The sequence below is a fragment of the Arthrobacter sp. UYEF21 genome (assembly GCF_040546085.1).
Classification (GTDB): Bacteria; Actinomycetota; Actinomycetes; order Actinomycetales; family Micrococcaceae; genus Arthrobacter.
The window spans coordinates 233,967-248,980 of sequence record NZ_JBEPNF010000001.1 but is presented as its reverse complement, the minus strand read 5'-3'; the positions used below and the strand labels follow the sequence as shown (position 1 = coordinate 248,980).

The window sequence follows — 15,014 nt, the reverse complement described above, 5'->3', positions numbered from 1 at the left end:
TGGATCTGCATACCGGAGCGGCTCGCGGAGCCACGTTTTTCGTTGCAGGCCACCTTCCTGCTAAGCTCTAGGACGTCCCGCCAGCAACGGCAGGATCCCTGAATTGCCCTCGTAGCTCAGGGGATAGAGCGTCTGCCTCCGGAGCAGAAGGTCGTTGGTTCGATTCCAATCGAGGGCACAGAAGGAAACCCCCGCTGCTCGGGAAAGCAGCGGGGGTTTCTTGCGTCTTGGGTCCGGCCTACTGCGGGACCTACGGGACGGATGCCGCTCCGGGGCAACCTTGGCCCCTAGGGTTTTGGTTGCAGTCATCAGCGTAGTTGCGGGTGATGGACCGCCAGACGCTGATGGTTTGGGGCGGTGCGGTGAACTGCCCCTGGCCGGGGATGGGTAGTGGCGGCCCGGTGTTGACTGAGTAGGTCCCCTGGAAGGACGCAGTGAGCACCACTTGGAAATCGCCGGTTTCGGGGAAGGCGTGGCTCGTGCGCGTCTTTGCGCCCCAGCGCTCCTGCGGGAGGGGACCGCCCCTGGACTGTTGAGGTCCCAGGATGGTCCCGTCGCCATAATTCCACGTGTACTGGACCGGCGTGGCGACTACATGGACCTGCTGGCCGAACATCGTGATATCGAACTGCTGCTCGGCTGAGTCCGCGAAGAAGTTCGTTTCCGCACCGCGAAGAGTGTGCGGGCTGGGCTGGGCTACGACTGTCCCGGCATTGATGGGGAGATTTTCGAACTCCCGCTGAATGTCTGCTGCGATTCTCGGCAGCAGATCCTCGGGCTGAGCGTCGTAGAGGCACGTTGGGCCGGAGTGGATTGCCCAGACGGCACCCGGGACTCCGCGGGGCATTGAGTACCACATGACAGGAATGCCGTCATTCCCATCCGGCCGATTTCGGCAATCCAACTGCCTGCCAAGGCAAGGCGTATCGAAGTCACCGCCGCCCAGGTGGCACTGTAGTTCGTACTTGTAGATATTTGGGTCTGTAAAGTTTTGGCCCAGTGGGATAGGTACAAGCTCGCCCGACTCTCTATCAACGGTCCAGGCGTCCGTCGCCACGGTCAAGCCCTTTTCTTCGTACCCAAACACGATGGGCGGGTCATCGGCCCTCGCAATTGAAGAGCCGACGGAAATGAAAAGCAAAGTTAAGCAAAAACCATTAAGACCCCCAAGTGCTTTGCCCATTGCTACCTGATAAGTCCGAGGTCAGCAATAAGCCAGCCAGTTTCCCCGAAGGTGGCTCCTGCACGACTTCCGACGTTGGTTGCCGCAGCCGGGTCTTGATAAAGACTTCCGTCGGGCTTCCTTATCTCCATCGCCTGCTGAAGGACCTGAACCACTGCCGACGCGGACAATCCAGGATTGACTTCGGCGGTGATAGCGGGTGTCTCGATCTTTCCTCCGTTCACCCAGCGGCCGTCCCTCCACGCGGTCGTGATGCCCTCCCTCAGCCCGGAACAGAAAACGCAGTTTGGCCCGCTGATGGTCGCAAGATTCCTGGTGTCCCCAGTCTCGTATGCATAGCTAAGTGTTGAGTACCAGTAGGCAGTGAATGCCTCCAGGCCTTCCTTCGTCTCCGTCTTCGCCACCTCAGGCAGCATCGGCACCGGGACGTTCTCAGCGGGTCCACTCGCTGACGCTGGTTTGTAGGCCGCAGTTGCAGTGGGCGCCGGCGTAGGGCTGGGGACGACCGACTCGGTAGCCGCCGGGGATGGCGAGGCAGTTTGGTTCGGCTCCCCACCGGCGTTACATCCAGATAACGCCAGTGCTCCTACCACTGCGAAAGTGAGCGCGAGCGCCCGCCAACGTTGGGACATATAGAAGTTCTGCGAGGTCATGGGCCGCTATTCTCCCAATAGTTTCAAGACGGCAAGCTCCGGGCAATGCCTTAAGGGTAGACCAGATCACATTTCTACGATCAAAGTTATCCACAGATATCGGTACTACCATTGGCCGATTCAGTTGCATAACGAGTGCCTGGCGACAGCAGCCAAGAACAATACAAATGGGGTCCGTTCCCGAACGTTCACGCCCAATGGCGAAATACCGAGTAGCGACAACCCAACCGTTTCAACCCCAGACGCGCCGTCACGGCTACACGCGCTCGGGCACGCTCAATGCATGGCCACGGCTGCTGCGGGATTCCCAGTTGACATCGTGTCGGAAGGTCGCTTTCTGCGCGCTATCATTCCAAGGGCACCGGCGTGCTTTGGCGTGTTTGCCCCAGCAGGGTTGGCAAGCCTGGCCATTGCGGCGGCCAGGTGGGTGGTTCCCAGTCGGGTTGTTCGCTTTGGTAGTGCCGCCCGGCGGGTGAGATCCAGCCAGGTGGTTCGTTTTTGGTGGGTTCGGTGGGTTTCCAGGCGGTGGTGTGTCTGAGCCGGTGGTGGCGGGGGCACGGCTGTCCGAGGTTAGCGATCCCGGTGGTCCCGCCGAGAGCCCAGGCCAGGACGTGGTCCGCTTCGTTGTCCAGGGAATGGTTGCTGCAGCCGGGGAACGGGCACTTTCCGTCCCGCAGGCGCAGCCACTGGCGTTGGGCTGTGGTGACCCGGTAGCTGGTCCGCCCAATCTCCAGCGGCGCCCCGTCGCGCGGGTCTATCAGGACGCGGTGGAAAGACTCGGCGCCGTTAGCGATCAGTTGCCGGGCCATCGACGGCGGGATCGGCCCGTACCCGTCGAGCATGGCCGGTTCCTCCGTTACGCCCAGGAGCGCCAAGACCGGGACGGTGACCAAAACCTGCGCCCTCGGCGACAGGACATCCGCAGTATCACCCGTGGAGGCGCAGGAGGAGTCGGCAACCGGCAACGCACCGCTGGCACCGTTGGCACGCCCAGTTGCACGAGGGTCACGGCTGGCCCCGACGATGCTGTCGCCAGCACTGCCGCCGGCGTTACTGCCGCCGGAGGTGCGGAGGAGCCAACTGGCGGCTGTGTCGGCCCGGAGTTGGGTGAGGGTCCGGGCCTCCTCGGGGCCCTGCATGGCCCGGGCTGCTCTGGTCAGGCGGTCCCAGATCCCCGACGCGGTACCGGCCGGCAGGTACGCCGAGAGCCAGGCCATCCCGTCCCGGTCCGGGGCATACATCACCCGCCGATCGGCGGCGCACTTGGTGTGGCGTTTTTCGATGCTCACCGGATGGTGCCGCTCCCGCCAGATCCGCACTTTTTGCCGGAACAGTCCAGCGGCCATCTCACCGGCCGGGCAGCCGCGGGCCGGGTTCGGATCATCAGGGTCCAGGAAATGGGCCTCCAACGCCTGCGCCCCGCCCGGGCCCAGGCTGCCGGCCTCATCGACCATAATCCGGGCATGCGCCCATGAAATCGACCCCGCCTCCAGCGCGGACATCGTCAACGGCAAGGTGGTGGTCAGTTCGTAGGCTTCGGCCAGCAGATCGGCCGCGGCCGCCTCACGGATCGCCAGCACACACGCCACCTCAGCCACCACAGCCATCTCCTGGGCGGTCTCCTCCGGCAGCGACAACCCAGGAGGCGCCATGGCCCGGGCAGCGCGGGCGCACCGGGCAACCGTCCGGACTTTCCGGGCAGCTAACTTCGCTTCCTCACGCACGATCCCGGCCAGCGCGTCCAGGGACTCGTCGTAATCCCCGCGCAACAGATCCGCGTCACCGCCCAACGGGGCACTCAAAGATCCGGTGTCTTCCGAACCGTTGCGCGCCACGCCAGCCAACCCGGCACGGGAAGCATCATAAGCTTCCACCGTCTCCTCGGCCGCGCTGCTGTCCTGGATTCGAGCATCACAGGCGGCATCGGCTTTCGAGCTATTGCCGGCCAAAACGGGGATGCCTTCCATACCCAAAGCATCCCAGCAGGGGCCGACATTGTGGGCCAACAAAATCGTCTATGTGCATAAATGGCCGCCCGCGGGACTAATACGCCGAACTACCCTTGTTCGAGCCCCGACCGCCCTACGCTCGGAGTCGTGCCCCAAGCACGGAAGCGTCCGTTTATTCTTGATCGAGTGCGCCTTCGTCGGATTGTCGGTGACTCCTCGTAGTCTGTTTTTACGATCCGAGGGGGTACGTCATTCAGCCAATGGTCCAGCATCCGCCAGCCCAACGCCCACCGTCCCTGCTTCTATCAACCGGCCGCTGTTTCATCATTCCGCCTTACCTGCTCCGGCGATTGGCCCGCCAGGACGCGCCGCAGTTCTCGGCCGCCGCACGGGCGGCCAAGGAAGCACTGAGCCACGTGCGGTCGGTCCAGTCCGCCCGCACGTCGCCGGTGCCCGCCGCGCCGCCGGGACTGCGCGAGGCCCAGCCAGGCCTTCCCAACCGGAGCATCTACGACGCCGCGGGCTCCGAAAACCTATCCGGGAAACTGGTGCGCAAGGAAGGGTCACCCGAGTCCGGCGATCTGTCCACAGACGAGGCCTACAGCGGCCTGGGAAACACCCATCGCCTGTTTGTGGAAATCTTCGGCCGCAACTCCATCGACGGCGGAGGCCTCCCCCTCGACGCGACCGTTCACTTCGGAAAGCTCTACGACAATGCGTTCTGGGACGGCCGGCAGATGGTCTTCGGCGATGGCGATGGCGAAGTCTTCGAACGCTTCACGCGGTCTTTGAGCGTCATCGGGCACGAACTCACGCACGGCGTCACCCAATATTCCGCCGGGCTGGCCTACCGGAACCAGGCAGGTGCTATCAACGAATCCGTGTCCGACGTCTTCGGTGCGCTCGTCGAGCAGTACGTGAAAAGGCAGTCCGTGACCGAATCGAGTTGGCTGATCGGCGAAGGACTCTTCACGGCGCAGGTGGGAGGTTTCGCCCTGCGGTCCATGAAAGCGCCAGGCACCGCTTACGACGATGACGTGCTGGGTAAGGATCCCCAGCCGGACTCGATGGACTCGTACGTGCGTACCAGCGCGGACAACGGCGGCGTCCACATCAACTCCGGCATTCCCAACCGGGCCTTCTACCTCACGGCGGAGTCTTTGGGCGGCAACGCCTGGGGAGCGCCGGGCCAGATCTGGTACGACACGCTCACCGGCGGGTCACTGCCTGCCACGGCCACCTTCAGCGTTTTTGCCAGAGCGACGGCCGCATCCGCCGTCGAGCTTTTCGGGTCCGGCTCCGCCGAGCATGACGCCGTCCGCAAGGCGTGGGAAACTGTGAAGGTCAAGCTTTAAGCCAAGCCCGGCTGCCGAGAAGCCGGGCTGTAGGGAAGCCCAGGAAACAGGCCATGAAGATAAGCGTGGAGCGCACCGGCGGGATCGCCGCAATGACACGGCTGTGGACGGTGACAGCCGAGACGGAGCGCGCCAAGAGCGAGTGGCAGCCGATCGTCGAGGCCTGCCCGTGGGATGCAGTGCCCAAGACCTTACGCGCAGCAGCAGCCGAAGCGGCGGACAGCCAGCCGGACCGTTTTATTTACGCCATCCGGGCGGGCCAACGCCGCGCGGCCCTGCCGGAGCAAAGGGTTACCGGACCCTGGCGGGTGCTCGTGGACAGCACACGGGCAGCTTCTGAAGAATCCCGCTAAACAACGGCGTCCAGCTGGCCGCGGAATGCCCGGCGGAGGACTGGGGGCTCGTGTCCAGTACCTTGGCAAAATGGTGCCGCAACAGCACCGGATGACCGAAACCGGATTCCCTTGCAACCTCGTCAATGTTCAGGTCCGTGGATTCGAGGAGCTCCTGCGCCCTAAGCACCCGTTGGGAGTTCAGCCAGGCCGCGGGAGTTGCCCCGGTTTCGGACCTGAACCGGCGTGCAAAGGTGCTGGCGGACATGTGCACCCGCGTGGCCATGTCACCGACGGTGTGATCCTGGTCAAGATGCTGCACCATCCAGCGGAGCAGCTCTTCCATCGGCGCCGAACCGCCGGCCGTTCAGCAGCCCCGCGCGGGCCAGTGCGAAGGCGCCGGAGCAGATGGACATCACCCAGGCTCCGCGGGCGTCTGCGGCGCGCAATGCCTCCAGAACGGACTCGGGGAGGTTCTCCTCCTGGGCGTCCTCCACTTCGTGTTCCACCCATACATCCATGAACAGCGGACATCCCGCGGGCCTGGCCGCCGTCTATTCGGCCCAGACATAGCCGGCTCCGAGGGCCGGAATCAGGCGTCGCCCCAGTAGACTGGCTGCAGCCATGACATTTCATATCTCCTATCCTGCCGAGCTGCCCGTTTCCGAGCGCCGCGAGGACCTGATGGCTGCCATTGCAGCGAACCAGGTGACCATCATCGCCGGCGAGACCGGCTCCGGCAAGACCACCCAGATCCCCAAAATGTGCCTGGAACTGGGCCTGGGCGACAACGGCCTGATCGGGCACACCCAGCCGCGGCGGCTCGCTGCCCGCACGGTCGCTGAGCGCATCGCGGAGGAACTCGGGGTGGAGATCGGCCAGGAAGTCGGCTTCCAGGTGCGGTTCACGGGCGAAGTCAGCCGCGCCACCAAGGTCAAACTGATGACCGACGGCATCCTCCTCGCCGAGATCCAGCGCGACAAACTGCTGCGTAAGTACAACGCCATCATCATTGACGAAGCACACGAGCGCAGCCTGAACATCGACTTCATCCTGGGCTACCTCAAACGCATCCTGCCGCAGCGGCCTGACCTGAAGATCATCATCACCTCAGCCACCATCGATCCGGAGCGCTTCGCCAAGCACTTCGGCTCTGAGGATGACCCCTCCCCCATCATCGAAGTCTCCGGGCGCACGTTCCCGGTGGAGATCCGGTACCGTCCGCTGTCCCAGCCTGCCGGCGGCGCCGATGACGAAGCGTCCGACGACGAACTCGAGGAGGACCGAGATCCCCTCGACGCCGTCTGCGACGCCGTGGACGAACTCGCCACCGAGGCACCCGGCGACATCCTGGTCTTCTTCTCCGGCGAGCGCGAGATCCGCGACGCCGCCGACGCGCTCAATGCCAGGATCCAGTCCAACCGGCGGCTGGCCGGCACCGAAGTCCTGCCGCTTTTTGCCCGGCTCAGCCTGCAGGAACAGCACAAGGTCTTCCACCCTGGCGGCAAACGCCGCATTATTCTCGCCACCAACGTGGCGGAGACGTCCCTGACCGTACCCGGCATTAAGTACGTCGTCGATACCGGCACCGCCCGCATCTCCCGGTACTCGCACCGGACCAAAGTCCAGCGCCTGCCCATCGAGCGCGTGTCCCAAGCGTCGGCGAACCAACGGTCCGGCCGGTGCGGCCGCGTGTCCGACGGCATCGCCATCCGGTTGTATTCGGAAGAGGACTTCGAATCCCGGCCGCTGTTCACGGATCCCGAAATCCTGCGCACCAACCTTGCTGCCGTCATCCTCCAGATGACCGCCATGGGTGTTGCCCGCGGGCCCAAGGACGTGGAGAATTTCCCGTTTGTGGAGCCCCCGGATTCGAGGGCGATCAACGACGGCGTGACGCTCCTGCGCGAGCTCGGCGCCTTGGGTGCCATCCGTCCCGGTGACGCAAAGAGCGGCGGGCTGACCGCCGTCGGGCAGCAGCTTGCCCAACTGCCGGTCGATCCGCGCCTGGGCCGGATGATTGTGGAAGCCGGCAAGCGCGGCTGCGTCCGCGAAGTAATGATCCTGGCCGCAGCGTTGACTATCCAGGACCCGCGCGAGCGTCCCACAGACAAGCAGCAGCTCGCCACCGAGAAACATGCCCGCTTCCGCGACGAGAACTCGGACTTCACCGGCTTCCTGAACCTGTGGAACTACATCCAGGAGAAGCAGCAGGAACTCTCGTCCACCCAGTTCCGCCGGCTGTGCCGGACCGAGTTCATCAACTACCTACGGGTGCGCGAGTGGCAGTACCTGTTCGCCCAGCTCCGCCAGCTGGCCCGCCCGCTGGGTATCAGCCTGGACAACAAACGCCTCGCAGATCCTGTGGGCAACCACGAGGGCGTCCACATCAGCCTGCTGTCGGGTCTGCTCAGCCACATCGGCATCCTTGACGAGCGCAAGCGCGAGTACGCCGGCGCACGCGGCAGCCGGTTCGCAATCTTCCCCGGTTCGGCACTCTTCAAAAAGTCCCCCACCTTCGTGATGGCTGCCGAACTGGTGGAAACAAGCCGGCTGTGGGCCAGGGTCGCCGCCAAGTTCGATCCCGTCTGGGCCGAACAAGTGGCGCCGGACCTGGTTAAACGCAGCTATAGCGAACCCCACTGGTCCACCAAAATGGGTGCGGTCATGGCGTATGAGAAGGTCACCCTGTACGGCGTGCCCATCATTCCCCAGCGCCGCGTCAACTACAGCCGCGTGGATCCTGTGCTGGCCCGTGAGCTGTTCATCCGGCATGCCTTGGTGGAGGGCGACTGGAAAACGCACCACAAGTTCTTCCACCGCAACCGCGCCCTGCTCCTGGAAGTGGAAGAGCTCGAGGCCAGGATGCGCCGCCGCGACCTGCTGGTGGACGACGAAACGCTGTTCGAGTTCTACGACGCACGGATCGGCCCCGACGTGGTGTCCGAGCGCCATTTCGACAAATGGTGGAAGGACGCCCGGCAGAAGAACCCGGACCTCCTGGACTACGACAAGTCGCTGCTGCTCAACGAAGAAGCCGACAACCTGGACGAGGCCGCGTACCCCAAGACGCTCCTTCACAAGGGCTTCGAGCTGCCGCTGACCTACGAGTTCCACCCTGTAGCGCCGGGCTCGCCGCCCAACCCGTCCGACGGCGTCACGGCCGAAGTGCCGGTGCTTTTCCTCAACCAGCTGGACGACAAGGCCTTCCGCTGGCTGATCCCCGGCCAGCGCGAGGAATTGGTGACTGCCCTCATCAAATCCCTGCCCAAACAGATCCGCAAGAACTTTGTCCCGGCCCCGGACGTGGCCCGCCAGGCCGTGGCCGCACTTGAGGCGGACTTTGACCCTGCGAGCGATGAGCTGGAAGCATCGCTTGAACTGGCCCTGCGCCGAATCCGCGGCCAGGTCATCCCGCCGGGGTCCTGGAACTGGGACACCGTTCCCTCCCACCTGCGGGTGAGCTTCAAAGTGGTGGACAGCAAGGGCCAGGTGCTGGACGAGGGCAAGGACTTGGCTGCTCTGCAGGAGCTGCTGGCCCCCGCCACGCGCCGCGCCATTGCGGAATCTCTGGGGGCGACGCCCGGGACCACCGCGCCGCCGTCACGTGGAAAATCCGCGTCAGCCGGAAAGGCCGGCGGTACCGGACCCGCTGTATCGGCAGGCGGAAACTCTTCCGGCGCTGGCGCCGGCACGGGCTTCAGGGAACAGGGCGGCCTGACCGAATGGACCTTCGGGACAGTCCAGCAGCAGGTGAGCAACGTGGTCAACGGCCATACAGTCACCGGCTACCCAGCACTGGTGGACGAAGGAACGTCCGTTGCATTGCGCGTGTTCCAGACGTCGTCGGAACAGCAGGCGGCCATGCGGGGCGGCGTGATCCGGCTGCTGGCATTGCGCGTTCCTTCGCCGGACCGCTACGTACTTGAGCACCTCAACAACACCGAAAAGCTCACGTTCAGCCAGAACCCGCACGGTTCGGTGTCAGCCCTGATCGCCGACTGCGCCCTCGCCGCAGTGGACAAGCTGACCCCGCCGGACGTCCCGTGGGACCGCGAGTCCTTTGACGCACTCTACGAGCAGGTCCGCGCGGAACTGATCGACACTGTGTTCAGCGTGACGGCCGTGGTGGAACGCATCCTGGCCAGCACCCGGCGGATCGAAAAGCAGCTCAAAGGAACAACCAGCCTGGCCTTGATCAGCGCGCTCAACGACGTCAAAAGCCAGCTCGAACAGCTGGTGTTCCCCGGATTCGTTGCCCGCACCGGCTTCGCCCAGCTGAGCCAGCTCCCCCGGTACCTGGCCGCCGTCGAGAAACGCCTCGAAAGGCTTCCCGGCAACGTCCAGCGGGATGCCCTGAACATGGCCGCCGTCCAGCGCCTGGAAGACGACTACGACGACGCCGTGTCGGCCCTGTTGCCCGGGCGGCGGGTGGGTGCCGAACTGACCCAGGTGCACTGGATGATCGCAGAGCTCCGGGTGAGCCTCTTCGCGGTCGAATTGGGAACCGCCTACTCTGTCTCCGAAAAACGGATCAGGGCCGTCCTGAACAAAGCACTCGCGCCGGCCTAGCCCTTCGAGTCAACGGTCAGGCAGGCCGGCGCGAGCGCAAGGCCTAGCTCTCGGGCACGAACTCCGCGTAGCCCGCGGCCCGGAGCCCTGCGCGGAGCTTTTCCGCGTTGGCGTCCAGAACTGCCGGGTCCGGGTTGTGGTCCGCTGAGGCAAAGTCGAAGTCAGCCATGCTCCGGGACGGCCACACGTGGACGTGCAGGTGGTTGATCTCATAGCCGGCCACGATCAGGCCCGCCCGCTCGGCTGGGAAGATCGCCAGCTGGACGGCACCGATCCGGCGGGCCACTTCCATCACCTTCGCGAGGGTTTCCGGGGAAGCGTCCGTCCAGCGGTCCACCTCTTCGGTGGGGACAACCAGGGTGTGCCCATCGGCCAGCGGACCCGTGGTCAGGAAGGCCGCAACATCGGCCTCCCGCCAGACGAAGCGTCCGGGGATCTCGCCGTTGATGATCTTGGTGAACAGGGTGCTCATGCGTCTGCCTTCTCGGCCGGGGCCTGCAGCGTGCTGGTGTCCAGCACAAACCGGTATTTGACGTCGCCTGCCACCATTCGGTCGTAGGCCTCATTCAGCTGGTCGGCGCGCACCAGTTCGATGTCCGCCACCACCCCATGCTCGGCACAGAAGTCGAGCATCTCCTGCGTTTCGGCGATGCCGCCGATCAGCGAACCTGCATACGCGATCCGCCGCCTGATCAGGGCCCCCGGATTCACCGGAGGCATGGCCTCGGAAGGCAGGCCCAGCTGGAACAGCGCACCGTCCAAGCGCAGGGTGCGGAACAAGGGGTTGAGATCGTGGGGAGCCGCCACGGTGTCGATGATGAGGTCGATGGTGCGGTTCGCGGCGGCCATGGCGTCCTCGTCGCGGGACAGGATCACGTCGTCAGCTCCGAGCTCCAGCGCGGCCGGCACCTTGCCTTCAGAAGTAGTGAAGACCTTGACCACGGCCCCCATGGCCTTGGCCAGTTTTACGGCCATATGCCCGAGACCGCCGAGGCCCACCACGCCCACCACGTCGCCTGGCTCCACGTCGAAGTGGCGCAAGGGAGAGAACGTGGTGACGCCGGCGCAGAGCAACGGTGCGACGGCGGCCGGGTCAAGGTTGGCAGGCACGCGGACCACGTAGCGGCGGTCCACTACCATGGCGGACGAGTAGCCGCCCTGCGTGATGGCATCGCCGTTACGCGGATCCTTGGCGCCGTAGGTCCCGGTCAGCCCGTTTTCGCAGTACTGTTCCAGGCCGTCCAGGCAGCTGTCGCATTCGCGGCAGGAATCGACCATGCAACCGACGCCCACACGGTCGCCCGGCGCGAAGTCATCCACGGCGGAACCGACGCGGCTGACCGTTCCCACGATTTCGTGGCCGGGGACCAGGGGGTAATTCTGGTTCCCCCATTCACCGCGTGTGGCGTGCACATCCGAGTGGCACAGGCCGCAGAATTCGACGGCGATCTCAACGTCATCCGCTTTGGGGGCACGGCGGGCCAGCGTCAGGGGCACAAGACCACTGTCTTCGGAGACTGCACCATACGCGGCCGCCATCAGTCCGGCGTCCTGATCGGATGCAGGGGTATCGGCGGGCAAAACCGGGCGGGCAAGGGGCGGCGGTACGGGGCGTCCTGGGGTCATACCTGCGACGCTACCCTCGCAGGCCGCGGCATTTCCACTCGGGGCCGGTCAGCCCGGACGTCAGGGCAGGGCCGTCATTGCCCCGCTGGCGTACCGGGTGTGCTTCCAGTTGCCACGGGAAGATCAGGATTGTTCGACCATTCCGAGAACGAGCCCGGGTAAAGCGCGGCCCGGAATCCTGCGATTTCGAGGGCAGCCACCTGGTGCGCCGCGGTCACACCCGAGCCGCAGTACACGGCAACAGGAACATCGTCCCGGATGCCCAAGTTTTCGAACCGGCGCCGCAACTCGGATGCCGGCAGGAAACGCCCGGCGCCGTCCACGTTCTCCGTCGTCGGGGCACTCAGGGCGCCCGGAATGTGCCCGGCACGCGGATCTACGGGTTCGAACTCGCCCCGGTATCGCTCGCCGGCCCGGGCATCCAGGAGGATGCCCGTTTTTGGCCAGTCCGCTGCAGTGGCTGCCGGAATAGCCCGCATGCCGCCCTCGAAAAGGGAAACGTTCCCCGGCACCGCCTCCACTGCTCCGGATTCCAGCGGGAGTCCGGCGCCCTGCCAGGCGGCCAGGCCGCCGTCGAGCAGGTAAACGTCCGGGAACCCGGCGTTGCGGAGCATCCACCAGACGCGGGCAGCGGCCATGTTAGCGCTGTTGTCGTAGGCCACCACAACGTCGCCGTTGTTGATTCCCCAGCGTCGAGCGGCTGCCTGGAATTCCGACACCGGTGGAAGCGGGTGGCGTCCCCGCGCCGGCGCTGCAGGCGAAGCAAGCTCGGTGGCAAGGTCCACAAAGACTGCACCGGGGATATGCGCTTCAAGGTAATGTTCCCGGCCATGCGGGTCACCCAAAGCCCAGCGGACATCCAGCACCACGGTGCGCTGGCCGGCCTCGAAACGCGCCGCCAAAGCCGGGACAGCCATTAGTGGACCCATTGTTCTCCTTGGCAAATTGTGCTGGTGAGGTTTAGTCGCTGGACCAACTCTAGCTAGAGTTGGTCCGGTGAAGAACGCGAGCGCGGACCGGGCATGGGCCGACGAGGCCATCAGGAAAGTCAACGCAGAAAACAACCGGTCCGCTGATACCCATCTGTACTCGGTACCGCTCCCGCGGCACTGGGGCGTCCAGCTTTACCTGAAGGACGAATCCACGCACCGTTCGGGGAGCCTCAAGCACCGGCTGGCCCGTTCGCTGTTCCTCTTCGGCCTGGTCAACGGCTGGATCCACGAAGGTACCACCCTCGTGGAGGCATCCAGCGGCAGCACTGCGGTCTCCGAGGCATACTTCGCGCAGCTTTTGGGACTGCCGTTTGTCGCCGTCATGACCAGCACAACGAGCCGGGAGAAGATCGCCCTGATCGAACGGTTCGGCGGCTCGTGCCTGTTGGTTGACCATGCGTCCGAGGTTTACGCCGCGGCAGCAGACGTTGCTGCCACATCCAAGGGCCACTACATGGACCAGTTCACGTACGCGGAGCGGGCCACGGACTGGCGCGGCAACAACAACATCGCGGAGTCCATCTTTGGGCAGTTGGAGCTGGAGGAAGGCCCCGTCCCCCGCTGGATCGTGGTGGGTGCGGGGACCGGCGGAACCAGCGCGACCATCGGCCGTTACCTGCGCTACCGCGGCCATGACACCCGCCTCGCGGTAGTCGACCCGGAGAATTCCGCGTTTTACCCCGGTTGGCTGAACGGTACGGGTGAAACCACCGGCCTGCCCTCACGGATTGAAGGCATCGGCCGCCCGCGGATGGAGCCGAGCTTTGTGCCCGGCGTCATCGACCACATGATCCAGGTTCCCGATGCCGCCTCCATCGCAGCCATGCGGCACCTGCACACCTTCGCCGGCCTGCACGCCGGACCGTCCACCGGCACCAACCTGTGGGGTGTCTGGCAACTGGTGGCGGAAATGGTCGCCGAAGGACAGCGCGGCAGCATTGTGTCGTTGATGTGCGACGGCGGCGACCGCTACGCGGGCAACTACTACAATCCGGCGTGGCTTGCAGCCCAGGGCCTGGACCCCGAGCCGCATGAGGACGTCATCCGACGGTTTTTCGAGACCGGCATCTGGACCGCGTAGCCGTTCAGACCTCCACAGATTCACGCGGGGCAAGATGCGTGAACGTAGTGCCGTACTTGCCACCCAGCCGGGCAACATGGCCTTCCACCATCTTCAGGCCCGTTTCGTTCAGCAGGCCGTCATGGATCTGGAATGCGCGCGGTGCGCGGACCCCGATCACGAAGTCCACCACTTCGCCGGCTTTGTTCCACGGTGCGTGGATCGGAACCAGAAGCGTCTGGACGCTGGGGCCGTCCGGGATGATGAAGGAATCCCCCGGGTGGTAGACGTTCCCTTCCACCAGGTAGCCAATGTTGGCCACCATGGGAATCTGCGGGTGGATCAGCGCGTGCTGGCCGCCGAAGCTTTGCACGTTGAAGCCGGCAGCGTCAAACGTGGAACCGGGTTCAACGGCGTTGATCCGGTCAGCTGCCTGCGGCGCTTCCTGCCGCAGTGCGGCAGCCACGCCGGCCGGAGCGAACACGGCCAGGCCGGCTGCCGTTCCGAGCGCCCGGGTTATGGCTGGGACGTCCACGTGATCAGGGTGCTCATGGGTGATGAGCACGGCATGCGCGCCGTCCAGGGCTTCGGCTGTCTCCGAGAACGTTCCCGGATCAAGTACCAGGACCTTTCCATCCTTTTCGAGCCGGACACAGGCATGGGTGTATTTTGTCAGCTTCATAGCGCCAGCCTAGGTTCCGGCTCCTGGAGTTCCAAGGGGTGATGATGGCCGGACTGTGCCGACTGGTAATCTTGATGTTTGCCACCGTCCCTTAGGGAAGCGAGTTTCTCCATGCCGTTCGGCACCAAAGCTGACGCGACGCCGTCGAACGCTCCATACGGTGCCGGTGCGGGGGCCGGAGCCAACCCGGCCAAGGAGCAGCGCGTCACCAAGCAGCGCGTGGCCGTCAGCACCGCCCTGGACGAGCTGGACGACTTCGTCAGCACCCAGGAGCTGTACCGCATCCTGCAGAACAAGGGCGTCTCGGTGTCCCTGGCAACGGCTTACCGGATCCTGCAGTCCCTCGCCGACGACGGCCTGGTGGACGTGCTGCGCAACGGCGAGGGCGAAGCGGTCTACCGGCGCTGCGCCGTGACCGGGCACCATCACCACCTGCTCTGCCGCAACTGCGGCAAGGCCGTAGAGGTTGAAGCCCCGGCAGTGGAAACGTGGGCTGCCAGGACCGCCGCCGAACACGGCTTTACCGAGGTGGCGCACACCGTGGAGATTTTCGGCCTCTGCCCCGACTGCACTGTCCTCCGGGCCGCCGGCAAACTCTGAGGGCCCAGGA

Annotated in this window: 12 protein-coding genes, 1 tRNA gene and 1 pseudogene; 6 read left to right on the top strand and 8 right to left on the bottom strand. The window is 64.9% G+C overall.

All coding sequences use genetic code 11. The annotated features are described in order from the left end of the window. Window positions 1–105: 105 nt before the first annotated feature. A tRNA-Arg gene (locus ABIB27_RS01135) sits at window positions 106–178 on the top strand. A 72-nt stretch (window positions 179–250) separates the two neighbouring features. Here ABIB27_RS01135 and ABIB27_RS01130 read toward each other — a convergent pair. The 3 genes from ABIB27_RS01130 to ABIB27_RS01120 all read right to left on the bottom strand — a co-directional run bounded on the left by ABIB27_RS01130 (window position 251) and on the right by ABIB27_RS01120 (window position 3,803). Further along, entirely contained in the window at window positions 251–847 is a 597-nt protein-coding gene (locus ABIB27_RS01130) for a PKD domain-containing protein (protein WP_354214011.1), read from the bottom strand. Between the two features lie 338 nt (window positions 848–1,185). After that, complete coding sequence (locus ABIB27_RS01125) at window positions 1,186–1,815, bottom strand: DUF6318 family protein (RefSeq protein ID WP_354214407.1); 630 nt, start codon at window positions 1,813–1,815, stop codon at window positions 1,186–1,188. Window positions 1,816–2,183: 368 nt separating this feature from the next. Then, complete coding sequence (locus ABIB27_RS01120; protein WP_354253385.1) at window positions 2,184–3,803, bottom strand: HNH endonuclease signature motif containing protein; 1,620 nt, start codon at window positions 3,801–3,803, stop codon at window positions 2,184–2,186. A gap of 242 nt (window positions 3,804–4,045) precedes the next feature. Here ABIB27_RS01120 and ABIB27_RS01115 point away from each other — a divergent pair, with 242 nt between their 5' ends. Together ABIB27_RS01115 and ABIB27_RS01110 are read left to right on the top strand one after the other, a co-directional pair. Beyond that, window positions 4,046–5,140, top strand: a complete 1,095-nt coding sequence (locus ABIB27_RS01115; protein ID WP_354253384.1) for a M4 family metallopeptidase — start codon at window positions 4,046–4,048, stop codon at window positions 5,138–5,140. 53 nt (window positions 5,141–5,193) lie between these two features. Further along, on the top strand, window positions 5,194–5,493 hold the full coding sequence (locus ABIB27_RS01110; RefSeq protein WP_354214008.1) for a protealysin inhibitor emfourin: 300 nt from the start codon (window positions 5,194–5,196) through the stop codon (window positions 5,491–5,493). On the opposite strand, the pseudogene ABIB27_RS01105 reads toward ABIB27_RS01110, so the two are convergent. Beyond that, window positions 5,490–5,957 (bottom strand): annotated as a pseudogene (locus ABIB27_RS01105) (helix-turn-helix domain-containing protein); the annotation flags it as partial. The gene ABIB27_RS01110 and the pseudogene ABIB27_RS01105 overlap by 4 nt on opposite strands. A 139-nt stretch (window positions 5,958–6,096) precedes the next feature. Between ABIB27_RS01105 and hrpA the strand changes: the two are divergent. After that, window positions 6,097–10,044: an ATP-dependent RNA helicase HrpA gene (gene hrpA / locus ABIB27_RS01100; RefSeq protein WP_354253383.1), complete on the top strand. Its 3,948-nt coding sequence runs from the start codon at window positions 6,097–6,099 to the stop codon at window positions 10,042–10,044. A gap of 43 nt (window positions 10,045–10,087) precedes the next feature. Here the strand turns inward: hrpA and ABIB27_RS01095 are convergent, their stop codons facing one another. The 3 genes from ABIB27_RS01095 to ABIB27_RS01085 all read right to left on the bottom strand — a co-directional run bounded on the left by ABIB27_RS01095 (window position 10,088) and on the right by ABIB27_RS01085 (window position 12,599). Then, on the bottom strand, window positions 10,088–10,516 hold the full coding sequence (locus tag ABIB27_RS01095) for an HIT family protein (protein ID WP_354214006.1): 429 nt from the start codon (window positions 10,514–10,516) through the stop codon (window positions 10,088–10,090). Continuing rightward, a complete protein-coding gene (locus tag ABIB27_RS01090; RefSeq protein ID WP_354253382.1) occupies window positions 10,513–11,670 on the bottom strand; it encodes an NAD(P)-dependent alcohol dehydrogenase in 1,158 nt (385 codons plus the stop codon). Before ABIB27_RS01090 ends, ABIB27_RS01095 begins: the two co-directional genes overlap by 4 nt. Before the next feature lie 74 nt (window positions 11,671–11,744). Next, window positions 11,745–12,599 (bottom strand): sulfurtransferase, encoded by an 855-nt coding sequence (locus tag ABIB27_RS01085; RefSeq protein WP_354253381.1) that lies wholly within the window; start codon window positions 12,597–12,599, stop codon window positions 11,745–11,747. Window positions 12,600–12,666: 67 nt separating this feature from the next. On the opposite strand from ABIB27_RS01085, the gene ABIB27_RS01080 reads away from it, so the two are divergent. After that, window positions 12,667–13,743 carry a PLP-dependent cysteine synthase family protein gene (locus ABIB27_RS01080; RefSeq protein ID WP_354214003.1) on the top strand — a complete coding sequence of 359 codons (1,077 nt, stop codon included), beginning with the start codon at window positions 12,667–12,669 and terminating at the stop codon, window positions 13,741–13,743. Between the two features lie 4 nt (window positions 13,744–13,747). Here ABIB27_RS01080 and ABIB27_RS01075 read toward each other — a convergent pair whose 3' ends face one another. After that, window positions 13,748–14,404, bottom strand: coding sequence for an MBL fold metallo-hydrolase (locus ABIB27_RS01075; protein ID WP_354253380.1), 657 nt, complete (start codon window positions 14,402–14,404; stop codon window positions 13,748–13,750). 111 nt (window positions 14,405–14,515) lie between these two features. On the opposite strand from ABIB27_RS01075, the gene ABIB27_RS01070 reads away from it, so the two are divergent. Continuing rightward, complete coding sequence (locus ABIB27_RS01070; RefSeq protein ID WP_354214001.1) at window positions 14,516–15,004, top strand: Fur family transcriptional regulator; 489 nt, start codon at window positions 14,516–14,518, stop codon at window positions 15,002–15,004. Window positions 15,005–15,014: the final 10 nt, after the last annotated feature.